Annotated in this window: 17 protein-coding genes and 1 pseudogene; 8 read left to right on the forward strand and 10 right to left on the reverse strand. The window is 73.7% G+C overall.

Annotation, left to right across the window (positions count from 1 at the left end):
• Positions 1 to 51: 51 nt before the first annotated feature.
• Positions 52 to 303 (reverse strand): EF-hand domain-containing protein, encoded by a 252-nt coding sequence (locus ACIQWR_RS08850; RefSeq protein ID WP_404006039.1) that lies wholly within the window; start codon positions 301 to 303, stop codon positions 52 to 54.
• A 203-nt stretch (positions 304 to 506) separates the two neighbouring features.
• Between ACIQWR_RS08850 and ACIQWR_RS08855 the strand changes: the two genes are divergently transcribed.
• The 4 genes from ACIQWR_RS08855 to ACIQWR_RS08870 all read left to right on the forward strand — a co-directional run bounded on the left by ACIQWR_RS08855 (position 507) and on the right by ACIQWR_RS08870 (position 8021).
• A complete protein-coding gene (locus ACIQWR_RS08855; protein WP_404006040.1) occupies positions 507 to 1091 on the forward strand; it encodes a DinB family protein in 585 nt (194 codons plus the stop codon).
• A 260-nt stretch (positions 1092 to 1351) separates the two neighbouring features.
• A complete protein-coding gene (lanKC, locus tag ACIQWR_RS08860; RefSeq protein WP_404006041.1) occupies positions 1352 to 4009 on the forward strand; it encodes a class III lanthionine synthetase LanKC in 2658 nt (885 codons plus the stop codon).
• Complete coding sequence (locus tag ACIQWR_RS08865) at positions 4006 to 4149, forward strand: SapB/AmfS family lanthipeptide (protein WP_385773487.1); 144 nt, start codon at positions 4006 to 4008, stop codon at positions 4147 to 4149. Before lanKC ends, ACIQWR_RS08865 begins: the two co-directional genes overlap by 4 nt.
• Before the next feature lie 119 nt (positions 4150 to 4268).
• A complete protein-coding gene (locus ACIQWR_RS08870) occupies positions 4269 to 8021 on the forward strand; it encodes an ATP-binding cassette domain-containing protein (RefSeq protein ID WP_404006042.1) in 3753 nt (1250 codons plus the stop codon).
• A gap of 21 nt (positions 8022 to 8042) precedes the next feature.
• Here ACIQWR_RS08870 and ACIQWR_RS08875 read toward each other — a convergent pair whose 3' ends face one another.
• The 4 genes from ACIQWR_RS08875 to ACIQWR_RS08890 all read right to left on the reverse strand — a co-directional run bounded on the left by ACIQWR_RS08875 (position 8043) and on the right by ACIQWR_RS08890 (position 12568).
• Complete coding sequence (locus tag ACIQWR_RS08875) at positions 8043 to 8651, reverse strand: DNA-binding response regulator (RefSeq protein ID WP_404006043.1); 609 nt, start codon at positions 8649 to 8651, stop codon at positions 8043 to 8045.
• Positions 8652 to 8915: 264 nt separating this feature from the next.
• The gene (locus ACIQWR_RS08880) at positions 8916 to 9989 is read right to left on the reverse strand and encodes a hypothetical protein (protein WP_404006044.1); all 1074 of its coding nucleotides are present in this window, start codon (positions 9987 to 9989) and stop codon (positions 8916 to 8918) included.
• A gap of 159 nt (positions 9990 to 10148) precedes the next feature.
• Positions 10149 to 11753 carry a PQQ-binding-like beta-propeller repeat protein gene (locus ACIQWR_RS08885; RefSeq protein WP_404006045.1) on the reverse strand — a complete coding sequence of 535 codons (1605 nt, stop codon included), beginning with the start codon at positions 11751 to 11753 and terminating at the stop codon, positions 10149 to 10151.
• A 173-nt stretch (positions 11754 to 11926) separates the two neighbouring features.
• Positions 11927 to 12568 (reverse strand): hypothetical protein, encoded by a 642-nt coding sequence (locus tag ACIQWR_RS08890; protein WP_404006046.1) that lies wholly within the window; start codon positions 12566 to 12568, stop codon positions 11927 to 11929.
• A 152-nt stretch (positions 12569 to 12720) separates the two neighbouring features.
• Between ACIQWR_RS08890 and ACIQWR_RS08895 the strand changes: the two genes are divergently transcribed.
• Positions 12721 to 15246, forward strand: a complete 2526-nt coding sequence (locus tag ACIQWR_RS08895) for a helix-turn-helix domain-containing protein (RefSeq protein ID WP_404006047.1) — start codon at positions 12721 to 12723, stop codon at positions 15244 to 15246.
• A gap of 655 nt (positions 15247 to 15901) precedes the next feature.
• A complete protein-coding gene (locus tag ACIQWR_RS08900) occupies positions 15902 to 16174 on the forward strand; it encodes a DUF6585 family protein (RefSeq protein ID WP_404006408.1) in 273 nt (90 codons plus the stop codon).
• Here the strand turns inward: ACIQWR_RS08900 and ACIQWR_RS08905 are convergent.
• Positions 16172 to 16582, reverse strand: a pseudogene (locus ACIQWR_RS08905) (winged helix-turn-helix transcriptional regulator); the annotation flags it as partial. The gene ACIQWR_RS08900 and the pseudogene ACIQWR_RS08905 overlap by 3 nt on opposite strands.
• A 101-nt stretch (positions 16583 to 16683) precedes the next feature.
• On the opposite strand from ACIQWR_RS08905, the gene ACIQWR_RS08910 reads away from it, so the two are divergent.
• Positions 16684 to 17535, forward strand: coding sequence for an alpha/beta fold hydrolase (locus tag ACIQWR_RS08910; protein WP_404006410.1), 852 nt, complete (start codon positions 16684 to 16686; stop codon positions 17533 to 17535).
• Positions 17536 to 17570: 35 nt separating this feature from the next.
• Here the strand turns inward: ACIQWR_RS08910 and ACIQWR_RS08915 are convergent, their stop codons facing one another.
• Genes ACIQWR_RS08915 through ACIQWR_RS08925 form a run of 3 tightly spaced genes read right to left on the reverse strand, consistent with a single transcriptional unit; the run spans position 17571 to position 21575 of the window.
• Complete coding sequence (locus tag ACIQWR_RS08915; protein ID WP_404006048.1) at positions 17571 to 19625, reverse strand: dipeptide ABC transporter ATP-binding protein; 2055 nt, start codon at positions 19623 to 19625, stop codon at positions 17571 to 17573.
• The gene (locus tag ACIQWR_RS08920) at positions 19622 to 20566 is read right to left on the reverse strand and encodes an ABC transporter permease (RefSeq protein ID WP_404006049.1); all 945 of its coding nucleotides are present in this window, start codon (positions 20564 to 20566) and stop codon (positions 19622 to 19624) included. Before ACIQWR_RS08920 ends, ACIQWR_RS08915 begins: the two co-directional genes overlap by 4 nt.
• 25 nt (positions 20567 to 20591) lie before the next feature.
• Entirely contained in the window at positions 20592 to 21575 is a 984-nt protein-coding gene (locus ACIQWR_RS08925; protein ID WP_404006050.1) for an ABC transporter permease, read from the reverse strand.
• Positions 21576 to 21843: 268 nt separating this feature from the next.
• Here ACIQWR_RS08925 and ACIQWR_RS08930 point away from each other — a divergent pair, with 268 nt between their 5' ends.
• The gene (locus ACIQWR_RS08930) at positions 21844 to 23535 is read left to right on the forward strand and encodes an ABC transporter family substrate-binding protein (RefSeq protein WP_404006051.1); all 1692 of its coding nucleotides are present in this window, start codon (positions 21844 to 21846) and stop codon (positions 23533 to 23535) included.
• Between the two features lie 34 nt (positions 23536 to 23569).
• Here the strand turns inward: ACIQWR_RS08930 and ACIQWR_RS08935 are convergent, their stop codons facing one another.
• Positions 23570 to 24427: an SDR family oxidoreductase gene (locus ACIQWR_RS08935; RefSeq protein ID WP_404006052.1), complete on the reverse strand. Its 858-nt coding sequence runs from the start codon at positions 24425 to 24427 to the stop codon at positions 23570 to 23572.
• Positions 24428 to 24520 lie beyond the last annotated feature (93 nt).

The raw sequence follows: 24520 nt of genomic DNA on the forward strand, positions 1-24520 counted from the left end.
GGGGTCGGCCGTCCGGGCCGGGCCGGTCCGTCCGGTCCCCGCCCGGTGCGGCTACCAGCCGAAGCGGCGGTCGGCCTCGCGCTCGAACTCCTCGAAGGTCAGCACGTCGTCGCCGTCCAGATTGGCCCGGTCGAAGAGGGCGGAGGAGTCGTCCACGTCGCTCACTCCCCAGAAGGGCAGCACACCGGCGGCGGCCAGGGTCGGGCCCTTGGTCCGCAGGGCGGATATCACCTCGACACGGGTGAGGACGCCGTCGCTGTTCAGATCGAGCGCGTCGAAGAGCTTGCGGGCCTTGTCGCTCATCACGTGGTCCTTTCGGCAGGCGGGTCGGCGGGGCAGGGATCCGCCGGACCGACAGCCTATGACCCGCCCCGCACCGCCCCGTCTGCGGTCTCCCCCACGGTCCGCAGACGGGCCGCGCGGCGCCGCGGTGTCACACGGGCCGGACCGGCCGCCCGAAGGGCTGCCTTTGAAGCCGCCGGTGGTCCATGGCAGGCTCGTGCCGCATGATCGATGAATTCGCGAAGGACACCCTGCACGCGAGACTGCGGCGGGACCGCACGGCGCTGCTCTGGAAGCTCGACGGCCTGTCCGAATACGACGCCCGCCGGCCCTTGACGGCGACCGGGACCAACCTCCTCGGCCTGGTCAAGCACGTGGCCGGCGTCGAGGCCAGGTACTTCGGCGAGGTCTTCGACCGCCCTTCCCCGGAACAACTGCCCCGGTGGCAGGACCACGACGGCAGCGATCTGTGGGCGACCGAGGACGAGACGCGCGATCAGATCATCGAGGCCTACCGGCGCATCTGGGAACACTCGGACGCGACGATCGACGAGCTCGCCCTCGACGCCCCCGGCCACGTGCCCTGGTGGCCGGAGCCCCACCACGGCACGAACCTGTTCGCCATCATGATCCACGTCCTCGGCGAGACCAACCGGCATGCCGGGCACGCCGACATCCTGCGCGAAGGCGTCGACGGCCGCACCGGGATGCGGCCCGAACACGAGACCCGGATCGACGAGGAAGCCCGCGCCGCATACCGCGCGAAACTCGAACAGGCCGCCGGATCGGCCGCGTCGATCACGGCATAGCCACTACCGAAGTCCGCGGCTCGACCGCAGGGCGGCGAAGCGGCCCCGCGCGAGGGAAGGACCGCCGTTCGAAGGCGTCCTGCGGTTCGCGTTCCCGCGGCCAGGCCTTACGCGGCGGACCGTGCGGATCGGCACCGCCGCGGCCGGTGGGCCAAGTGACGCGTGCGTACTGCACGTCGCATCGGTGACAGTCATGACTGTTGCGGCACCCGGCCCGGATGACACGGTGATGCAGCCGGCCACCGACCGAGGGAGTACGGGTGAACAAGGGGTACGCCGCCTTCTGCGACGCAGACCGCTGGTTCTACGACGCGCCCCACCGGCGCGCCGAGGAGAGCTACCCGGCCGCGCTCGCCCCCGTACCCGAGGGGTGGCGCTCCCACCGCAACGGAGACTGGTACGCCCTGCGCCCGATCGGATCCGAACTGCCCGCACAGGGCTGGAAGATCCACGTGTCGGCCACCTTGGACAACGCCGAGTCGGTCCTGGAGCGGGTCCGCTCCTACTGCCTGGCCCGGGACATCGCCTTCAAGTTCGTGCCGAGCCGCTACCTGCTGCACCTGCGCAACGCCAAGTACGCCGACCGCGCGGCCAGCGGCAAGTTCCTCACGGTGTACCCCGCCGACGAGGAGCAGTGCCGCCGCATCGCCGAAGACCTCGACGGGCTGCTCGCCGGGGAGCCCGGGCCGTACGTGCTGAGCGACCTGCGCTGGGGCGCGGGCCCCGTCCACCTGCGCTACGGCAGCTTCACCCTGCGGCACTGCTACGACGGGAACGGCGAGCTGGTCCCGGCGATCGAGGACCCGGCCGGGCGCCTGGTGCCCGACGCCCGCGGGCCGGCGTTCCAACCGCCGGAGTGGGTCGAGCTGCCCCCCTTCCTGAAGCCGCACCTCGACGCGCGCTCCTCGGTCACCCTCGCCGATCTCCCGTACACCGTGGAGCGGGCCCTGCACTTCTCCAACGGCGGTGGGGTCTACGCCGCCCGGGACACCCGCACCGGTGAGGCCGTCGTGCTGAAGGAGGCCCGGCCGTACGCGGGCCTCGCCGCCGACGGCGCGGACGCGGTGAAGCGGCTGCACCGGGAGCGGGCGGCGCTGGAGCGGCTCGCCGGGCTGGACTGCGTCCCGTCCGTCCTCGACTCCTTCACGGTCGGCGACCACCACTTCCTGGTGCTCCAGTACCTGAAGGGCAAGCCGCTCAACACCTACTTCGCCCGTAGACACCCCTTGATCGAGGCCGACCCCGCGCCGGCCGAGCTCGCCGCCTACACCACCTGGGCGCTGGCGATCCACGAGCGCGTGAGCGCGGCGGTGGCCGCGGTGCACGCCCGCGGGGTGGTCTTCAACGACCTGCACCTCTTCAACATCATGGTCACCGAGGACGCCGAGGGCCGACCGTCCGTCGCCCTGCTGGACTTCGAGGCCGCCGCCCACGTCGACGAAGGGTTGCGGCAGACCGTCGCCAACCCCGCGTTCGTCGCCCCGGCCGGTCGCCGCGGGTTCGCGGTGGACCGCTACGCCCTCGCCTGTCTGCGCCTCGCCCTGTTCCTGCCGCTGACGAGCCTGCTCGCCCTGGACCGGGCGAAGGCGGCGCACCTGGCGGCCATCGCCGCGGAGCAGTTCCCCGTGCCGCGGCGGTTCCTGGACGAAGCCGTCCAGGAGATCCTGTCCGGACCGGACGGGGACGGCGCCACGGGGCCCGCCTCCGACTCGGGTCGGATACCGGCTCCGGCGGGACCGTACCTGCCCGTCGCGCCCGGGAACTGGCCCGCCGCCCGGGACTCGATGGTCGCGGCCCTGCGCGCCTCGGCCACGCCCGGTCGGGAGGACCGCTTCTTCCCCGGGGACATCGCCCAGTTCAGCACCGAGGGCGGTGGCACGGGCTTCGGATACGGAGCGGCCGGGGTCCTCTACGCCCTGGCCGAGACCGGCGCCGAACCCTGGCCGCAGGCCGAGGAGTGGCTGCTGGCCCGGACCGCGGAGCCCGGCTCCGGAACGCCGCTCGGCTTCTACGACGGCCTCGCGGGCACGGCCTGGACCCTGGACCGCCTCGGCCACCGGGAGCGGGCGCTGCACCTCGCCGGGCTGCTCCTGGAGCAGCCGTGGCAGGAGATCGGCCCCGACCTGCACAGCGGTCTCGCGGGCGTGGGCCTGGCCCTGGACGCGCTGGGCACGACGACGGGCGAGGGCGAGCTGCACGCGGCGGCCCTGCGCTGCGCCGAACTGCTCTGCCGGGACGGCGCCGCGCCGCGGCGCGCCGGCCTGCTGTACGGCGGCGCCGGCCCGGCCCTCCTGTTCCTGCGCCTGTACGAACGCACCGGCGAGCAGGAGTACCTGCTGCGCGCGGGCGCCGCCCTGCACCGCGATCTCGACCGGTGCGTGACGAGCGCCTTCGGCACCCTGCAGGTGGACGAGGGATGGCGCACGATGCCCTACCTCGGCGCGGGCAGCGTGGGCATCGGCATGGTGCTGGACGACTGGCTGCGGCACGGCTCCGAGCAGCGCTTCGAGCAGGCCCGGCTGGAGATCGTACGGGCCGCCCAGGCCACCTTCTACGCGCAGCCCGGGTTGTTCCGCGGCGCTGCCGGGATGGTGCTGTACCTGGCGCGGACCAGCACCCCGGGACCGGGCACCCGCGCGGACGACCTCGCGCGCCAGATCGATGCCCTGGCCCGGCACGCGGTGCCCTACCAGGGCCATCTGGCCTTCCCCGGCGAGCAGTTGATGCGGCTGTCCATGGACCTGTCCACGGGCACCGCCGGCGCACTGCTCGCCCTCGGCAGCGCCGCGCCCGGCGGGCGCGCCCAGCTGCCGTTCCTCCCACCGCTGCGGCGCGCCGCGGCGGTCCCAGAGCCGGTCCCGCACCGCGGGGCCGTGACCCATCAGGAAGACCCAGCGAAGAAGAGGATTGTGACATGACGCTTCTCGACCTGCAGTCGATGGAGACCATCACGGAAGAGGCCACCGAGGCCACCTACGGCGGCGGCGGCGGTGGCGGCAGCCGGGCCAGCCTGCTGCTCTGCGGGGACAGCAGCCTGAGCATCACGACCTGTCACTGATCAGGTCCCCTCTGGGCCCGGGCGGTTCACCGCCCGGGCCCACGCCCGTTCCCGGAACCCGTGGGGCCGATGCCGCCCGTGGGCGCCGGTGCTGCCTGTGGAGGCCGTGGAGCTTGCCGATGACCTCGCCCGATCCGTCCGACGGGGCGGCGCTCGCCCGCGCCGGCGACCGCGCCCTGGTGGCGGCGGCCCGCGACAGCGCGGGGCGCACCGCGGCCGTGGGCGCGTGCTCGCTCGGCGCCGCCGGTGCGGCCCTCGCCGAACCGGCCGTCCTCGGCCACACCCTCGACCTGTTGCTGCGCGGCGACCCGGGCGGCCCCGCCTGGACCGCGTGGTGCGCCGTGGTCATCACCGCCGAAGTGCTGCTGGACGCCGCCGTGACGCGGCTGACCGGCCGGGTGAACGGCCGCTCGACCGCGTGGTTGCGCCGCCTCGGCCTGACCCGGCTCCTGGGCACCGCCCCGCACCACGCGGGCCGGCACCCGCCCGGCGACGTCGCCGCGCGGCTGACCGCGCACGCCACCGAGGCCGGGACCGCGCCCGCGGCCGCGGCGGGCGCCGTCGCCTCCTTGCTGCCGCCGCTGGGCGGTCTGATCGCGCTCTTCGTCATCGACGTGTGGACCGCCCTCGCCTTCGTGGCCGGACTGCCGTTGCTGGCTGTCCTGTTGCGCTCCTTCGCCCGTGATTCGGCCGCCAGCGTGGGTCGTTACCAGCAGGTCCAGCTGTCGATGGCGGGGCTGCTGGCCGAGGCCCTCGCCGGCGCCCGCACCATCGCGGCGGCCGGCACCCTTCCCCGCGAACGGGAACGGGTCCTAAGGGAGTTGCCCGCCCTGGGAGTCGAGGGCCGGCGGATGTGGCGGGTGTACGGCGGGACCACCGCCCGCACCTCGGCGCTGATGCCGCTGCTGCTGTACGTGGTCCTCGGCGTGGGCGGGATGCGGCTCGCGGCGGGCGCGCTGGGCGTGGGCGCCCTCCTCGCCGCCGTCCGGTACGCCGGGCTCGCGGCCGGGGTCGGCGCCGTGACCGGACGGCTGGCGGCCCTGGTGCGCGGCCGGGCGGCGGCGCGGCGCACCGCCGCCCTCTTCGCCCTGCCCGCGATGACGTACGGAACACGGGAGTTGCCTCCGGACGGGCCGGGCACGCTGGAACTGCGCGGGGTCCGGGTGGAGCGCGAGGGCCGCGCGGCGCTGGACGGCGTCGATCTCGTCGTGCCCGGTGGAACGACGGTCGCCGTGGTGGGGCGCTCCGGTTCGGGCAAGACGCTGCTCGCCGCGGTGGCGGGGCGCCTGACCGACCCGGACGCCGGTCGGGTGCTCCTCGACGGGGTACCGCTGGAGGAGCTGTCCGCGTCGGCGCTGCGGCGCGACGTCGGACACGCCTTCGACCGGCCCGCGCTGCCGGGGCGCACCGTCGCCGGGGCGATCGCCTTCGGGGCGGGTCCGCCGCCCGGGCGGGCGGGGGTGCGGGCCGCGGCGCGGGCGGCCGGGGCCGATCCGTTCGTGCGGCGCCTGCCCGACGGGTACGACACGCTGCTCGCGGACGCGCCGATGTCCGGGGGCGAGGTCCAACGTCTGGGCCTGGCGCGGGCGTTCCTGCGTGCGGGTCGATTGCTCGTGCTCGACGACGCCACCTCCAGCCTGGACACGCTCACCGCGCGCGAGGTCGAACGGTCCCTGGCCGAGCGGGTGCGCCCGGGCACCCGGCTCGTCGTGGCCCACCGCATCTCCGCGGCGGCCCGCGCCGACCGGGTCGTCTGGCTGGAGGACGGCCGGGTCCGGGCCACCGGCCCGCACGCGACCCTGTGGCAGGACCCGGACTACCGCGCGGTCTTCGCCGCGCCACCGGACACCGATCGGCCGACGGGCTGTCCGCCGGATGCCGCTCAGCCGACCGGCGAGCCGCCGGATGCCCATCGGCCGACCGGCGAACCGTCGGCCGGCGCGGCCCCGGCCGTCGCGGCGCCCGTGGCCGCGACGGTGGCCGTGGCCCTCCCGGCCACCGAGGCGGCGGCGCGGGACCGTACGACGGCCCGCCCGGCCGCTGCTTCCGGGCCGACGCTCCCCCGGCCCGTACCGAAGGCCGCGGCCGGTGCCGGGCCGTGGCGGCGGGTCGGCGGGGAGGGGCGGCGGTTCCTGCGGGGCCGGCTGCGGCCCCTGGGCGCGCTGGCGCTCTGGTCGCTGCTGGAATCGGTCCACACCTTCCTCGGCGGGTACGGCGTGGCCCGCGCCCTGGACGACGGGTTCCTGGCCGGACGGGTCGACACGGGTGTCCTGTGGCTGACGGCGGCCGGGGTCGGAGCGCTCCTCGGCGGGGTCGCCCTGCGCGGGGTGTTCCTCGCCCTCGCGGAGCTCGTCGAGCCCCTGCGGGACGGGCTCGTCCGCCGGGCCGTGCGGCACGCGCTGGGCGCCGCGGTCGCGGATCCCGCGCGCGCCGTGGGCACGGGCGCGGTGTCCCGGCTGACCCAGCAGAGCGAGATGGCCCGGGACTCCTTCGCCGGACTGGTCCTGACGGCCCGCTCCTTCCTCTTCACCGCCGTCGGCGCGCTGCTCGGCATGGCCGCGCTGGCGCCCGTACTGCTCGTCGTCGTGGTGCCCCCGCTGCTCCTGGGCCTGGCCGTCTTCCTGGCCACGCTGCGCCCCATGGCGGCCGTGCAGCGGGAGGCCCTGGACACGGACGAGGCCCTCGCCGCGCGGGTGGGCGAGGTGGCGGCCGGGCTGCGCGACATCGTGGCGTGCGGGGGCGGCGGGGCCGCGGCCGCCGACGTGGAGCCGCTGATCGCCGCGCAGGAACGGCTGACCGGACGGCTCGCGCGCTGGGGGGCCGTACGGACGCTGGCCCTCGGGGTGGCCGGCCGGGCGCCGGTCCTCGCCCTCCTCGCGGCCACGCCCTGGCTGCTCGGCGGTGGGCTCACGGCGGGCGCGCTGGCCGGCGCGCTGACCTACCTGACGCAGTCGCTGCTGCCCGCGCTCGACACCCTGATGGCCGCGCTCGGTTCCGCGGGGACCCGGTTGCTGGTGGTGCTGGACCGCTTCTGCGGCCCCGAACCGTCCGCCCCGCCCCTCGGGAGCCCCGACGCCGCGGCGGAGCCCGGGGCCGGGCACGGCGCCGCGACCTCACGGACCCCGGTGGCCGCCGTGGAACTCCGCGGCGTCGGCTTCGCCTACGGGCCCCGCGCGCACCCCGTGCTGGACGGGCTCGACCTGACGGTCCGGCCCGGCGAACACCTCGCGGTCGTGGGGCCCAGCGGGATCGGGAAGTCCACGCTCACCGCCCTGTTGGCGGGGCTGCTGCTGCCCGGCGCGGGCACGGCCCTGGTCGCCGGGGCGCCCGCCCGGACACCGGGGGCGACGCACGGCCCGGACCTGCGGCGCACGCTCCTGCCCCAACAGGCGTACGTGTTCACCGGCTCCGTGCGCGAGAACCTGACCCACCTGTGCCCGCACCCGGCGGACGTGCCCGCGGAGCGGGTGGAGGCCGTGGTGGCCGCGCTGGGCCTGGAACCGCTCCTGCGGCGGCTCGGCGGCCCGGACGCGGCCCTCGATCCGGCCCGCCTCTCCCAGGGCGAGCGCCAGCTGCTGGCGCTCGCCGCCGCGCACCTCTCCCCCGCCCCGCTGCTCCTGCTGGACGAGGCCACGTGCCATCTCGACGCGGAGACCGAGGAGCGTGCCGAGCGGGCCCTCGCGGCCCGGCCCGGCACGCTGGTGGTGGTGGCCCACCGGATCTCCTCGGCCGCGCGCGCCGACCGGGTGCTGGTCCTGGACGGGACCAGGGCGGTGTGCGGGACGCACGCGGAACTGCCGGCACGCTCGGCGCTCTACCGGGACCTCGTGGGGATGTGGAGCGCGGGCGGCGCGGTCACCTCGACGCGCTGAGCCGCCCGGTCCGACGGCCCGCTACACCCAACCGGCGCTGCGGGAGATGCGTATCGCGTCTATTCGGTTGCGCGCGCCGGTCTTGCGGGTGACGGCGGCCATGTAGTTGCGGACGGTGCCGCTGGCCAGGTGCAGGGCCCTGGCGATCTCGGCGATCGAATCGCCTTCAGCGGCGCGGGCCAGGACGCTCAGCTCGCGCGGGCTGAGCGGCACCGGGTCGGCCTCCAGGAAGGCCGAGGCGAGCGAGGCGTCGATGAACCGCTCGCCCGCGGCGACCTTGCGCACGGCCCGGACGAGCTGCCCGGGCGAGCCGTCCTTGTCGACGTACCCGCGGGCCTTCGCCTGGAAGGCCCGGCCGAGCGAGCCGGGCGTCCCGGCCGTGGCCAGGACGAGCAGCGGGGTCGGCGGGTCCAACAACCGGTGATCGGTGTGCCCCTCGCCGGCGAGCACGGCCGTGGCACCCGGACAGTCGACGTCGACCACCGCCACGTCTGGTCGTAAGGTCAGCGCCCGGCGGGCCGCCGTCCTCCACCCCACCGACGTGACGTCGAACTGGCCTTCGGATCTCAAGAGGGCGGCCAATGCCGAGCCGACGAGGCTGACGCTGTGCAGTACGAGGACCTTCGTCATGCGGAACTCTCCAGGGACGATGCGAGCGGGTGCGGCAAAGACCAATCAGCACCTTGCGGCTGCCCCGGGACCGGCCTGCCGGAACGTCACCTCCGGGGGCGCGTGGGGGCGCGTGGCCATAAACGGGCGCCTCCTGAGTGCCCCCGCACGCCGCAGTGCTGACCGCTCACCTCCGACCGCCCCGCACCGCCTGCCGGATACGGCCGGATACCGACCCTCGCGACGCCGCCGGGAGGAGCCCGCCGATACCGACAGGCGTTCGGGTCACGGGGTCGCGGACGGATCCGCGGGGGTCACCGCCGTCAGTCGGACCGTGCTGAGGATGCGCATGACCAGCTCGTCGCCGATCGCGCCCGGGACACCGGTCCTTCCGTAGAAGTCCCAGGCCACGAAGTCGCCCTTGGCGTTCTTGAAGCCGAAGACGATCGACCGACCGTCGCCCGAACACTTGTTGGTCTTCTTGGCGCCCTCGGAGTGCGAGGTGAGGTAGGTGCCCTTGACCCCCGACTTGGTGGTGTATTCCACCGGTTGGTCGGTCTTGACCGCGCTCTTGTCCGGCTGCGTGTAGGCGGCGTAGACCCAGACCGGGGCCATCTTCTCGGCGACCTCGCGGGTGTCCTTCGCGCCGGCGGCGCCCTTGGTCCCGGTGGCGGCCAGCTTGTAGTCGTCGATCCGACCGTCGCCGTCCCCGTCGAGGCTGCACCACTTCGACTTGTAGAAGGCGGGCGCCGTGTGCCCGATGAGGATCTTCTCCCCGTCCGCGTCGTCCGAGTACCCGCTGAACACGGTGGGCGGCGCGACCTCCCAGTCGGCCGGGACGTCGAAGGCCGTGCCGTGTTCGGGGTTGACGACCGACTTCCAGCCCTTGATCGTCGGCGGCACGGTGCTCGACGTCGAGGCCGAGGCCGAGGCCGAGCCGGACGGCGCGGCGGGGGACGGACCCGACGGGGAGACGTCCTTGCCGTCGATCGCCCGGTCGTCGCCCCGGCCGGCGTCGTCCCCCAGCAGGACCACACCGGTGACCGTGGCCGCGGCCACCACCACGGCGGCCGCCGCGCAGACGGCGATGACGACGGTCCTGGAGCGCTTGGCGGGGCGCGGCGGCTGGTACGGCGGTCGGTACGGCTGCCCCTGCGCCTGCGCCTGCGCCTGTGTCTGCGGCATGCCGTACGGGCCGCCCACCGGGTAGGCGGAGGGCGGCGCGGTGGGCGGCGCGGCCGGCGGGGGCGGGGCGGCCGGGCCCGGGGGGAGCGGCGCACCCGGCGGCTGCCGGTACGGGTTGTGGAACTCCTCGGGCGGGTCCTGCTCGCCCCCGGGCGTCTGCTGTCCTGGCCACATGCCGGGTAACGATAGGCGCGCGGGGACGCACCGGCCACAGCGGGTCCGGCACCGCGGCCGGCCCGTCGCCCGCCCGTGACCCGGCCCACAACCGGAGCCGCTCGTCCCGGTGTTGGCGGGCCCGGGCCTGGGCCGGGCCCGGGCCCGGGCTCCGCGGGGCTACTTGCCGAACGACAGGATCGAGTGGTCCACCTTCTCGGGCTCGGGGCCCTGCACCCGGCCGTTGAGCAGGAAGAGCCGTCCGCCCAGCCAGGCCGGGTGCACCCCGTGCGAGTAGAAGACGGATTCCGGGCCGCGCGCGGCCGCCGGGCTCTGGAGGAACACCTGCGGGGCGCCGCCGTTCGGGTCGAGCGTCGCCATCGCGCCCGAACGCCCCCCGCCGGCCGCGATGTACACGATGACCTTGCCGTTCTCGACGGCCAGCGGCCACATGGAGCGCCCCTTGTCCGGCGCGGCCGCGTGCCACTTCTCCTGCCCGGTGGCCAGGTCGACGGCGATGACCTCGGTCGTCTCGTCGAGGCCGAGGGTGGGTCCGGCCTTGCCCCCGGCGACGTAGAGCGTGTCGGCGTCGACCACGGCGCCCGGGCAGTCCTGTAGTCCTTCGGCGTATCCGAAGCCGTTGCAGCGGCCGCTCACCCCGAACTTCGCTTCGCCCTGCGACCGGACCTTGCCGTCCGCGGTGAACGCCGTGATGCTCCAGACCTTCTTGTCGGAGTTGTGGGCGGCGACGACCAGTGGGTCCGCGGACAGGACGCGGCCGATCGTCCAGCCCTGCTCGTAGGTGTGGCTCCACTTGGCCTCGCCCGTCGCGGGGTCGACTTCCTCGATCACGGCGGCGGGCTTCGGGTCGAAGCAGTTGCGCAGCCGGATCAGCCGAGCGCCCCCGGCGAACCCCGAAGGGGAACAGCCCGTCTTCGGCGTGCCGAAGAGCTTCCTGCCGTCGGCGACCGAGAATCCGCTCGCGACGGCCGACCGGGAGACCGCGACGGTGTCACCGCTGATCGCCATCTCGAAGCTGGAGGAGGTGTCGAAGCCGTTCTCCTGCGGCACCGCCACCTTCCAGCCGAGCTTGCCCGTGACCAGGTCGACCTGCTGGAGTTGCGTGCAGTTCGCCTTCGCCTCGTTGCTCTCCAGGACGCCGACGACCAGCTTCCCGGCCGCCGTCGGGGCCTGCGGCACCCCGCACAGCGGAGTCTCCAGCGCGATCTTCCACACGTCCTTGCCGTCGCCCGCGGCGTATCCGGTGATCTCCTTGTACATCGCCTTGACCACGACGTCGCCGACCCGCCAGGGGCCGAACTGCTCGGCTCCCGAGCCCGCCAGCTGCGTCTGGTTCTCGCGCAGCCAGACCTTCCCCTCCCCGGGCTGGATGCCGGCGTTGGGGTCGTAGGGCTCCGGGCCTCCACCCGGGCCCTTCCCGTCCCCCTTGTCGACCGTGGGGGTACCCGTCGGGGCCTTCGACGTGGCCTCGTCGGCGACGGGTCCGGGGGTGGAACCGTGGCCTCTGCCGGCCACCGCGTACACCGCCCCGCCGATCACCAACAGGGCGGCCACCACCGCCGCGACCAGCACGACGGGCCTGCGGGCCACGGGACCGCGCGCGAAGGGACCGCGGCGCCCGGCGCCGGGCGCGGGCGGCGGCGGGCCGCCGAACTGCCCCGGCCCGGGCTGGGGCTGGGGCTGAGGCTGGGGCTGGGCGTACGGGTTCGCCAGATCGGGCCCGTAAGGGGGTGGGGTGGGGCCGCCGGGCTCGTGACTGCTCATGGGAAGAGTGTGACCCGTGAGGATTTCGCGGACCAGAGGCCCCCCGGTCCCGCTGCGACCGTCCGCCGAGAGCACAGGTCAGTGACCCAACGGCGGTCGTCCCAGCGGCTCATGGCGTGGACGTGCGGCCCGCAACCGCGAGGTCGGGCGTCGGCCCGACGGGGACGGCCGGGTCAGTCCTCACCGAGGTAGCGCTTCGTCGCGGGCCGCTCGCACAGTGTGATGACGACGACCGCGAGGAGGAAGGTGACGATAAATCCGGCCAGTTGGGCGAAAGTCGCGTCGCCGTCCCAGTCCGCCGACGCGACCATCGCGCCGATGGCGATGCCGGACAGGGACGCGGGCACCAGGGCCAACTGACCGAGCCGGTCGCCCGCGTAGGACACCCCGGTCAGCACCTTGGCGCCGGCCCGCAGGACTCCCGCGCCGAAGGCGAGGACGGGCAGCCCGAACAGCCCGAAGCCGTTCCCGTCCCCGAGGAGCAGCAGCACGTACACCGCGCCGCACACCGCGGCCAGGCCGAAGGCGATGCCCATGACGCCGGCGGCGGTGGCCGACCCCGGCCGTGTCGAAACCTCGTTCATGTCCGGAACTCCCATTTCGCGTAGTGGTGCATGTCGTCCCGCGCGGCGTCCCGCATGTCGCTCCGCACGGCGTCCGGTCGTCCGCCGCCGTCCGCGGGTCTCGACCTGACCGCCCGGGGAGGTGCCCGGGTGCTTGCGGGCGTAGTGCTCGATCTGCCGGCCCGGGCCCTCCGCCCCGTCGAGCCAGGGGGTCTTGAAGCCGCACTCCGCGCACCAGTAGCGCTTGGCCACGTCGCCTCCTCGCCTTCCGTCGGTGTGGGGCGCCGACACCGATGCTGACCTCGGCCGCACCACCCCGTACAGGACACGCGCCCGGCCATCGGTGACCGGCGGCCACGGGTAGGCTCACGGCCGTTCGTACGGGCGGTCTTGGGGGATGCGGGATGACAGAGGACCTCGGCGCGCTGTTGCGCGGGCTGCGGGACGCGGCGGACCTCACGCAGGAGCAGGTGGCCGAACGGTCCGGGGTCAGCGTGCGCACCATCCGCCGGCTGGAGAGCGGCCGGTCCGCGAACCACCGGGTGGGCACGGTGCACCTGCTCGCGGACGCGCTCGGCCTGCGAGAGGCCGACCGTCTGCGCCTGGCGACCGCGCTCTCGGGTCCGCCCGGCCCGCCCGCCGCAGCTGCGGGAGGCGAAGCCGAGGCCCGATCCGCACCCGCACCCGCCCCCGTAGCCCTGCCCGCACCCGCCCGATCCGGCCGGCCGGCCGTGCCCGACGCGCTCGCGGACGCCGCGCGGGAGTTGGCGAGGGAGGTCCGGCGCCGCTGGCGCCACGAGGAGGCGCAGCGCGGCGTCCACGATCCCTTCCCCCTGCCCGTCCGCTGGAAGCCGGCGCCGGCCGCTCTGGTCGACAGTGCGGCGAACGTCCAACGCCTCGGCCCGGGCGGGACCCCGCGCGCGCTGGACCTGGACGGCGACCTGCGCGGCACGGCGGAGGTCTACCGCAGGATCCCCTCCGGCCGGCTGGTGGTCCTCGGTCGGGCCGGCTCCGGGAAGTCCGTCCTGACGATCAGGCTCGTCCTGGACCTGCTGGACCTGCTGGACCTGCTGGACCTGCCGCCGGGCACCACCGCCCCGCAGCCGCGCGTACCGGTCGTCTTCAGCGTCGGCTCTTGGGATCCGTCGACCACCGCGCTGCGGGACTGGATGATCGGCCGGCTGCTGCGCGACCACCCCCACCTGGCCCGCCGCGGCTACGCGGGGGCGACCCTGGCCGCGGCGCTGGTCGACGCCGACCTCGTCCTCCCGGTCCTCGACGGCTTCGACGAGATAGCCGAAGGGCTGCGACGGGACGCCTTGGACGCGCTCAACGCGACCGCCGCGCCGCTCGTCCTCACCAGTCGGCGCGACGAGTACGCCGAGGCCGTCGGGGCGGCGAACGCGCCTCTCGTATGGGCCGCGGGCATCGAGCTCACCGACCTCACCCCCGACGATCTCGCCGACTACCTGCCACGCACCACCCGCACGACCCGCAGCACGGGTGCCGTCGCGTCCGAGGCAGGTCCCGGCACGAGCACCGGCCCAGGCCCAGGCCCAGGCACCGGCACCGGGGCGACGGGCTCGCCGTGGGACGGCGTACTGACCGCGCTGCGCACCCGCCGGGATCCCGCGCACGTCCGCCTCGCCGAGGTCCTGACCACCCCGCTCATGGTCATCCTCGCCCGCACCCTGTACAGCGAGAAGCCCGATCGCGACCCCGCCGAGCTGCTGGACGCCACCCGCTTCCCCTCGGTGAAGAGCCTGGACGAGCACCTGCTGGCGGGTTTCGTGCCCACGGTCTACCGGCGCCGCGCGCCGGAGCGCGACGCGGCCGGCGAGCAGCCCCGTACGGCGTACGCCGACCCCGAGCGCGCGGCGGGCTGGCTCGGCCACCTCGCCCACCACCTGGTCCGGCTCGACCGCGAGCGGCAGGACCTCGCCTGGTGGCAGCTCGGCGACTCCCTCTCGCGCACGACGCGGACCGTGGCCTTCGTCCTGGCCACGGCGCTGAGCATCACCTTGACCGACTGGCTGGTCGGCTTCCTGCTCACCTCGCTCTCCGTCGGCGAACTGCTGCTCCAGGGAGGTCTCATGGGGCCCGCCGCGGGCATCGGGTTCGGAGCCGTCTACGCGATGGCGGACCGGTCCGGTGGCGGGGCGGCCTTCGAACCGTCCCGGGTCCGGCTCACCCTGCGCGCCGCGCGGCCCCATCTCGGCCGCAGCCCCCTGCGCACCTTCGCCTCCCGCTTCGCCCACGGGCTGATCGGCGGCACCGTCATGGGCGTCGGATGCGCCTGCGCCCTCACCGTCCAGCGCGCGCTGGTCGCGGGGACGCCGCTCACCGACCCTGACGTCGTGGGAGGCACCCTGATCAACACGCTGGTCCTCGCCTCGGTCTTCGGTTCGTCGGCCGGCCTCGCCTTCGGGCTGACGGCCGCCTTCGAAGCACCCGTGGACGTCACCGCGGCGGCGACCCCCATCGGCCTGTTGTCCTCGAACCGCTCGACGACCTGCCGGCAGTTCCTCGTCCTCGCACCGGCCTTCACCCTCGCCATCGCCCTCGGCGGCCATCTGATCGTCGATCTGCTCCGCAACGTGATGGGCCCGCTCAACTGGGGCGTTCGGGACAGCCTGTTCATCGGCGCGGTCGGGGGCGTGGGCGGCGCGGCCTCCTACGTGCTCGCCTTCACCGCCTGGGGGCAGTGGCTCGTGCTCGCACGCGGTTGGCTCCCCCTGACCGGGCGGCTCCCGTGGAACCCCGCCGCGTTCCTGGACGACGCCTACCGCCGGGGCGTCCTGCGTCAGGCCGGCTCCGTCTACCAGTTCCGCCACCTCCGGCTGCAACACCACCTCGGCCGCAGCTACCGGGAGCGGCACCGGAACTTCGCCCCGGCCACGTTCGTGCCCCCCTCGACCGACGGCATGTGACGACCGGACGTCACCACCGCGCGTATCCACCGCGCGTATCCACCGCACGCATCCACCGCGCGTATCCACCGGCCGCCAACCATCGGACGTCGACCGGCCGTATCGACCGGACGTATCGACCGGCCCGCGGCGACCGGTCACCGATGGCCGGTCGCATGGCCTGTCGTCCGGCCGGTACGGACACCAGCATCGGAGCGGCCGGCCGCGGGAGCGGCGGCACGTGAACGATGCGAGGGGAAACCGAACGATGGACGAGCAGGACACCTACGAACAGCCGACCGCCGCGGCCGACGCCCTGGCGGCCGAACGGCGCCTCGGGCCGTGGGCCCGGACCTTCCGGAGCAAGCGGAGCCGCCTGGTCACCAAGCACAACGCGTCGAGGCTCTACCTGTACGCGAACGGCGCGGTGGTGACGGGGCCCGACGGCTTCCGTGCCGCGTACGACTGGGCCACGGTGCGGGTGCTGCGGTACACGAGCACCCGCAACGGCGTCCCCTGGGACGCCCGTTACACCCTGCTGGACCCGCACGGCGCGGGCGTGAACATCGGCCCGGGCCTGCGCGTGTTCCTCAAGGAGGACAAGCGGTCACTGGGCATCACCTCGGTGGTGCAGGGCGCCCTCTTCCTGTGGCCGAACGTGTGGGGCGAGCACATCATGCAGGCCGTCACGCGGGCCCAGCTGCCCGGGGCCCTCGCCACCATCGAGAGCGGCGGGACGGTCGACTTCGGCGCCTACAACGTCGACCGGCAGCGCCTGTCCGGGCGCAAGCACTCCGCTCCCTGGTCGGAGATCACCGACATCTCCTCCTTCAGCGGCACCCTGATCTTCAACGGATCCCTGAAGCGCACCACCGTGGACAGCGCGGACTTCCAGAACATCGCCAACCCGGACCTGTTCCTCCATCTGTGCCGGCGCTTCAAGGCCTGACCCGTCGGCGAGCCGGTTGTTGCGGTCGATCTCCGGCATGTGCGTCTCGGCCCAGACCCGCAGGGCGGAGAGCGGCCCTTCGAGGGACAGGCCGAGCGCGGTGAGCCGGTAGTGGACGGCGGGTGGCACGGTGGGTTCCACGCGGCGCGCGACCAGACCGTCGCGGACGAGGCTCTGCAGGGTGACGGACAGCATCTTCTGTGAGATGCCGGGGATGCCGCGCCGCAGTTCCGCGAAACGGAGCTCGTCCGGCGCATCCTCGGCCAGCACCTTGACCACCATCGACGTCCACTTGGTGCCGATCCGGTCGAGCAGCCGGCGGGTCGGGCAGAGCGGATCCAGCACATCGCCCCGCTCTCCCCGCGCACCGGGCCGCCGGCCGGGTTCACCGGGCTTCGATGTGGTCACTCGGGGCTCACCACCTGAAGGAAAAGTGCCGTCTTGGAGGGACCAGGGTAGTTCCCTAGCGTGAGGTGGTCACCATTCCTCACCCCACCTGGAGCTTCTCCATGCCCGAGCTGCGGCGCGTGCCCGTCAACGGTGTCGAACTGAACGTCGCCCTCGCCGGGTCGGGCCCGGCCGTCCTGCTGCTGCACGGTTTCCCGCACACCTGGGAGCTGTGGACGGACGTCATGGCCGGCCTGTCCGGCCGCTACCGCGTCATCGCACCGGACCTGCGCGGGTTCGGCGCGAGCAGCGGGACGGCCTCCGGGTACGACGCGGGAACCCTGGCCGAGGACGCCGCGGCGCTCCTCACCGCGCTCGGCGTGTCCTCGGCCGCGGTGGTGGGCATCGACGCGGGTACCGCGCCGGCCTTCCTCCTCGCCCTGCGCCGCCCCGGTCTCGTCCGGCGCCTGGTCGTCATGGAGTCCGTTCTGGGCGGACTGCCCGGCGCCGAGGAGTTCCTCGCCGACGGGCCTCCGTGGTGGTTCGGCTTCCATTGCGCCGCGCCCGACCTCGCCGAGACCGTGCTGGAGGGCCACGAGGCCGCGTACGTCGACTGGTTCCTGCGGACCGGCACGCTCGGCGACGGCGTGCGCCCCGCCCTCCGGGACGCCTTCGTCCGCGCGTACACCGGCCGCGGGGCGCTGGGCCGCGCGTTCGCGTACTACCGGGCGCTGCCCGAGAGCGCGGTACGGATCGAGCGGGCGGTCGCCACGGCCCGCCTGACGGTGCCGACGATGGCGCTGGGCGCCCGGCCCGTCGGTGCGGCGCTGGAACGCCAGCTCCGCCCGATCGCCGACGATCTCACCGGACACGTCATCGAGGGCTGCGGCCACATCATCCCGCTGCACCGACCGCGCGCCCTGCTCGCCCTGCTGCGCCCCTTCCTTGCCGGTGAGGACACGAAGGCGACGTGACCGGCTCCGCGGCGGGCTGCCCTTCGATTCACGCCCTAGAGCACCTCCCGCACGGTCGGGAAGTGGCAGGAAGCGACGTGGTCGGCGGCGTGGGAGGTGGGTCGCGGGTCCTGCGTGGCGCACCGTTCGCGCTGCTGCGGGGCCAGGCCCGCGTACACGGGGCAGCGCCCCAGGAACCGGCACCCCTCGTAGCGCCGGGTGGGGCTCGGCGGGTCGCCCGCCAGCAGGATCCGGTCGCGCCGGCGCGCCCGTTCCCGCTCCGGGTCGGGCAGCGGCACGGCGGACAGGAGCGCCTGGGTGTAGGGGTGGCGCGGGCGCTCGAAGACCTCCCGTACGGTCCCGGCCTCGACCGTCCGCCCGAGGTAGACGACGCTGACCCGGTCGGCGATGTGCCGTACGACGGACAGGTCGTGCGAGACGAAGAGGTAGGCGAGCCCGAGCTCCGCTTTGAGCCGGCTCAGCAGGTTCAGCACCCCTGCCTGGACGGACACGTCGAGCGCGGAGACGGGCTCGTCGAGCACGAGCAGCTTCGGCCGCACCGAGAGCGCCCTGGCGATCCCGATGCGCTGGCGCTGCCCGCCGGAGAACTCGTGCGGGAAGCGCTCCGCGGCGGACCGGTCCAGGCCCACCTGGTCGAGCAGCTCGGGGATCCGCCGGGCCGCGGCCGCCCGGTCGACCCCCTGGGCGCGCAGCGGTTCGGCGATGATGTCGCCGACGGGCATGCGGGGGTCGAGGCTGGCCATCGGGTCCTGGAAGACGATCTGGACCTGGCCGCGCAGGGCGCGCCGCTGCGCCCTGCCCAAGCCGGCCGGCGACTTCCCGAAGAGCTCGATGTCGCCGCCCTCGGGCCGTACGAGGTGGAGCAGTTCGAAGAGGGTGGTGGACTTGCCCGACCCGGACTCCCCCACCAGCGCGAGCGTTTCGCCGCCGCGGATGGTGAGGTCGACCCCGTCGACGGCGTACACGGTCCCGATCCGCCTCTTGAAGGCGGCCCCCTTGAGCACGGGGAAGGTCTTGACGAGCCCGGTGACCTTCAACACCGTCTCACCGAGGGCCCGTTCGGCTTCGGCGTGCGGCACCTCGGGCACCGGGTAGACGTCGAGCACCCCGAGCCCCTTCTCGGCGATCTCCCCGGCACGGACGCAGGCGGCGAGGTGCCCCCCGCCGTCCGTGGCCGAGAGCCGCGGGACGTCCCGCGTGCAGGCTTCCTCCGCCATCGGGCAGCGCGGCGCGAAGGCGCATCCCGCGCCCACCCGCGCCGCCGCGGGCGGCGCCCCGGGGATGGGGACGAGGGCGCCCCCGGCCCCGTCGAGCCGGGGCACCGCTCCGATCAGCCCCATCGTGTAGGGCATCGAGGGGCGCGCGAACACCTCGGCGGCCGTCCCCGTCTCGACGATGCGCCCCGCGTACATCACGGCCACCCGGTCCGCCGTACCGGCGATCACGCCCAGGTCGTGGCTGACCAGGACGAGCGCGGCCCCGGTCTCGCGCTGGGCCGTGCGCAGCACGTCGAGGACCTGGGCCTGGATGGTGACGTCGAGGGCCGTCGTCGGCTCGTCGGCGAGCAGGACGTCCGGGTCGTTGGCCATGGCCATCGCGATCATGGCCCGTTGGCGCATCCCGCCGGAGAACTCGTGCGGGAACGCCTGTGCGCGCAGGGCGGGTTCGGGGATCCCGACGAGGTCCAGGAGTTCCACCGCCCGGGCCCGGGCCCGCTCGCGCGAGAGGTCCTGGTGGGCGCGGACCGCCTCGGCGATCTGGTCCCCGATCCGGTACACCGGCGTGAAGGCCGACAGCGGGTCCTGGAAGACCATCCCGATCCGGCGCCCGCGTACGGCCGTGAGCGCGGCGTCCGGGGCGCCGACCAGCTCGGTGGAGTCCAGCCGTACCGAGCCCCGGACGGCGGCGTTGGCCGGGAGCAGGCCGAGCATCGCGAGGGCCGTCGCGGACTTGCCGGAGCCCGACTCCCCCACCAGGCCGAGGACTTCACCGCGCGCGAGGGAGAAGCTGACGCCGCGCACGGCGGGGACGCCGTCGAAGTCGACCTCCAGGTCGGTGACGCTCAGCACGGCGCGTGCGGCGGAGCTCATCGCGCCCCTCCCTTGGATCCGTTGCGGGGTGTCCGGCGCGCGGCGCGCGTGGTGGTGGTGGGGTCGAGCGCGTCCCGCAGCCCGTCTCCCACCAGGTTCACCGCGAGGACGAAGGCGATCAGCAGGCCGGCGGCGAAGAAGAACATCCAGGGGTAGGTGACGGCCGCCCCGGTGGTGCCGGCGATCAGCGTGCCGAGGGAGACGTCGGGGGCCTGCACGCCGAACCCGAAGTAGGAGAGCGCGGTTTCGCTCATCACGGCCCCGCCGACGGCGATCGTGGCGTCGATGATGAGGAACGAGGCGATGTTGGGCAGGACGTGCCGCCAGATGATCCGCAGCGGCCCGACCCCCATGTACACGGCCGCCTTGACGAACTCCCGCTCCTTCAGGGAGAGCGTCATCGACCGGACCACCCGCGCCGTGATCATCCAGCCGAACACGGCGAGCAGCGCGACGAAGGCGATCCAGCCGCCGCCGCGCAGCCGGGGCGAGATGATCGCGATGATCAGGAACGAGGGGAAGACGAGCAGCAGGTCGACGAAGAACATCAGCAGCCGGTCCGTCCAGCCGCCGAAGTACCCGGCGCAGGCGCCGACCAGGGAGGCGAGCACCGTCGAGAACAGCGCCACCAACAGCCCGATGACGAGGGACTTCTGGAGTCCGCGCACGGTCTGCGCGAAGACGTCCTGGCCGATCCGGTTGGTGCCCCACCAGTGGTCGGGGCCGGGGCCGGAGCGCAGGGCGGTGTAGTCGATGTGGCTGTAGTCCCACGGGCTGACGAGCGGCCCGGCGAAGGCGAGCAGGAAGAGCAGCAGCAGGGCCGCGGCGCCGGCCAGCGCGCTGCGGTTGCGCAGGAACCGGCGCAGTACGACGGTGGTCCGCCCGGCGGGACGGGTGGCGGGCCGAGCGCCCGGGGCGCTGCTCTCGATGACGGCGGTCATGGTCGGCTTTCTCCTGGGTCCTGGTTCAGGCGGTGCGGATGCGCGGGTCGAGCGCGGCGTGCAGCACGTCCGCGAGGAAGCCGGACAGGAGCACCGTCACGGCGGCGAACACGTTGACGGCGACGACCGAGTTGACGTCGTTCTTGCCGATGGAGGAGATGAACCATTCGCCCATTCCGTGCCAGCCGAAGATCGTCTCGGTGAAGGTGGCGCCGGTGAAGAGGGCCAGGAAGCCGTAGCTGAAGTAGGTGGACATGGGGATCAGGGCCGTGCGCAGGCCGTGTTTGAGCAGCACGGTGCGGCGGCCGAGGCCCTTGGCCGCGGCGGTGCGCAGGTAGTCCGAGCCGAGCACGTCCAGCATGGTGGAGCGCTGGTAGCGGCTGTATCCGGCGATCGTGGCGAGCCCGATGGAGAGGGTGGGCAGCAGCAGGTGGACGCCGCGGTCCCGCAGGACCGTCCAGAAGCCGGAGTCGACGCCGGGGGTCTTCTCCCCGGTGAAGCGGATGACTTCGGTGCCGGTCTTCGCGTTGAACCAGATCGCGCCGATCTTCAGCAGAACGGCGAGGAGGAAGACGGGGGTCGACAGCAGCACGAAGGACGCGAGGGTCATCGCGCGGTCGGACAGGCGGTACTGGCGCACGGCCGTCCAGGCACCGGCGAGCACCCCGAGCACCGTTCCGGCGATGGTGCCGAAGAGCAGCAGGCGCAGGCTGACCCCGATCCGCCGGCCGAACTCGGCGCCCACCGAGGTCCCGTCGATGGTCCGGCCGAGGTCTCCGCGCACCGCGTGTCCGGCCCAGGTGGCGAAGCGCGGGGCGAGCGGGGTGTGGTCGTTGACGCCGAGGGCGGTGAGGTGGTGGTCCACCGACGCGGGCGAGAGCGGAGGTTGGCGACCCTCGTAGTAGGCCCGCGGGTCGAGGGCGTAGGAGGCCAGCAGGTACGAGAGGCAGACGGCGGCGAGCAGCAGCACGGCGTAGTAGCCGAGCCGCTTGGCCAGGTAGGCGGCCACGGGTGGGGAACCTCCGCAGGTGGTCGTGATCCACGAGGGATCGCCAGGAGAACGCGAGTCCCGGGAGGCACCCGGGGATCACGGCCGCGGCAGGTCAACCTGGCTAATTCGTCGGCTTGTTGACACAGCTTGACCGCTGTTTGTTGCGGACATGCTAAGAAAACATATCGGGATTCCAGCAGGCCTCCCCCCGGAGCGCAAGATCTCCTACGGTCGGCCCGTCCTGCGGTCCCGAACCGACCGCCCACGATCCGGAGGAAGTGTCCCGATGCGCAGAACCACGGTCATCGCCATAGCCGCGGCAGTTTCGGCCACTCTGGTGGTGTCCGCCTGCGACTCCTCCGGCACGGGCGACGGCGCGTCGGCCGCGAAGCAGCCGGCGCCCGCGGTCGACGGGCAGAACATCAACGCCCAGCCGGTGAGCGCCCTCAAACAGGGCGGCTCGCTGAAGATCGCCATCGACCAGTGGGTCACGCAGTACAACGTCAACCAGGTGGACGGGCAGCAGGGCGACGCGGCCGAGATCGACCGGGCCGTGCTGCCGCACCTCTTCTACGCGGACGCCAAGGGCGTCGGCCAGCCCAACCCGGCCTTCCTGACCTCGGCGAAGGTCGTCTCGACCACCCCGCAGGTGGTCGAGTACCAGCTCAACCCGAAGGCGCGGTGGTCCGACGGGAAGTCGCTGGGCTGGAAGGACTTCGAGGCGCTGTGGAAGGCGCTGAACGGCTCCGACAAGGCGTACGAGGCCGCCGACACCTCCGGCTACGACCAGATCTCCAAGGTCGAGCAGGGCGCCGACGAACACGGGGTGAAGGTCACCTTCGCCACGCCCTACGCGGACTGGCCGCGGCTCTTCGACCCGCTCTACCCGGCCGACCAGATCGACACCCCCGAGAAGTTCAACAAGGGCTGGACGGAGAAGGCGCCGGTCACCGCGGGCGCCTTCAAGATCGGCACGTACGACAAGACCGCACAGACCATCACCCTGGTCCCGGATCCTCAATGGTGGGGCGACAAGCCCAAGTTGGATTCGATCGTCTTCCGCGTCCTGGACCGCTCGGCGCGCACCGAGGCCTTCCTCAACAAGGAGTTGGACGAGGCCACCGCGCTCCAGCCCGAGGACTACCAGCGGCTGGTCAAGGACCCCACCGCGGACATCCGCCGGGGTGCGCGCTGGGACGAGGTGCACATCACCCTCAACGCCGCGCGGGGCCCGCTCCAGGACGTCAAGGTGCGCAACGCCCTCCAGGCGTCCATCGACCGCAAGGGCATCAACGCCAGCTTCGCCAAGGACCTCTCCTTCGAGTTGAAGCCGCTGAACAACCACTTCTTCATGCCGAACCAGGCGGGATACCAGGACAACTCCAGCGAGTTCGACACCTACGACCCGGCGAAGGCGAACAAGCTCCTCGACGAGGCCGGGTGGAAGGACGCGGGGCAGGGCAAGCCGCGCACCAAGGACGGCAAGGAGCTGACGCTCGACTACACGCTCAGCGCGGGCGGCTCCTCCTCGCAGCAGGACCAGGCGCAGCTGGTGCAGCAGCAGTTGAGCGCTGTCGGCGTGAAGGTCGAGATCAAGAAGGTGCCGGCGAACGACTACTTCAGCAAGTTCGTGAACACCGGGAACTTCGACCTCGTCAGCTTCCGCAACGTCGACGAGGCCTACACCTCCAAGCTGATCCCGGTCTTCCAGCAGCCCCAGGGCAACAACCTCTTCCAGAACTTCGGTTCGGTCGGCAGCCCCCGCATCGACGAGCTCCTGAAGAAGGCCGGTCAGACCACCGACCGCGCGGCGGCGCTGAAGCTCTACAACGAGGCCGACGTCGAGATCTACAAGCTCGGCCACTCCATCGAGCTGTACCAGCGCCCCGACATCACGGCGGACCGCAAGGGCCTCGCCAACTTCGGCGCGACCGGCCTCGCGGACGTCGACTACACGAAGGTGGGTTGGCAGAACTGACGGCCCGGGCGGGGGCGGTTCGGGCGGGCGGGGGTCAGCCGGCCGCCGGCGCCGCCCCCGCCGGGGTCCCCGTCGGTCGTACGAGCGCGCGGGCCGCGGCGAACTCCGCGCGGGCCGCCTCCTCGGCCGCCTCCAGGTAGGCGTAGGCGTCCTCCCCGACGGGGACGCGCAAGGGGGTGGGCAGGTCCGAGGCGACGAGCGCGAGCAGCGTATCGGCGAAGTCCTCGGGCCTGCCGTACTCCTCGTTGTCCTCCATCCCCCGGAAGCCGTCGAGCATCTCGCCGGTGGCCTGTGCGTAGACCGGCAGGCGGTGCGCGGCCTCCGCGAGCGACGATCCGTAGCGGGTGGCGAAGACCCCGGGCTCGGCGACCGTCACGCGCACCCCGAACGGGGCCACCTCGGCGGCCAGCGCCTGGCTCATCCCCTCCAGCGCGTACTTCCCGGCGACGTAGGAGGCGAGGCCCGGGAAGGCCATGCGGCCGCCGAGCGAGGAGACGTTGACGATGTGGCCGTGGCCCTGCGCCCGCATCAACGGCAGCACCTGGCGCGCGAGCCGCCAGGGACCGACGAGCAGGGTCTCCAACTGGTCGCGCAGCTCCGCGTCGCAGACCTCCTCGACCGTGCCGAAGAGACCGCTGCCGGCGTTGTTGACCAGGACGTCGATCCCGCCCATGCGGTCCGCGGCGGTGCGCACGGCCCCCTCGCACTGGTCCGCGTCCCGCAGCTCCAGGGCGATCGGCGTGATCCGGTCCGGCCAGGACCCGACCAGGTCCTCCAGGGACGCGGTCGTGCGGGCCGTCACCGCCACCTGGTCCCCGGCCCGCGCAGCGGCCGTGGCCACCGCCCGTCCGAGCCCCGAAGAACACCCCGTCACCAGCCAACGACGTCTCATCCGTCCCCCTTCGAAGTCCGCACCGGCCGTCATGGTCGCCGCGCCGCTCCCGCGCGCCCAGCCCCTCCGCGGCGGCGCGCGGGAGCACGAAGG

The sequence above is a fragment of the Streptomyces sp. NPDC098789 genome (assembly GCF_044759975.1).
Lineage (GTDB): Bacteria > Actinomycetota > Actinomycetes > Streptomycetales > Streptomycetaceae > Streptomyces.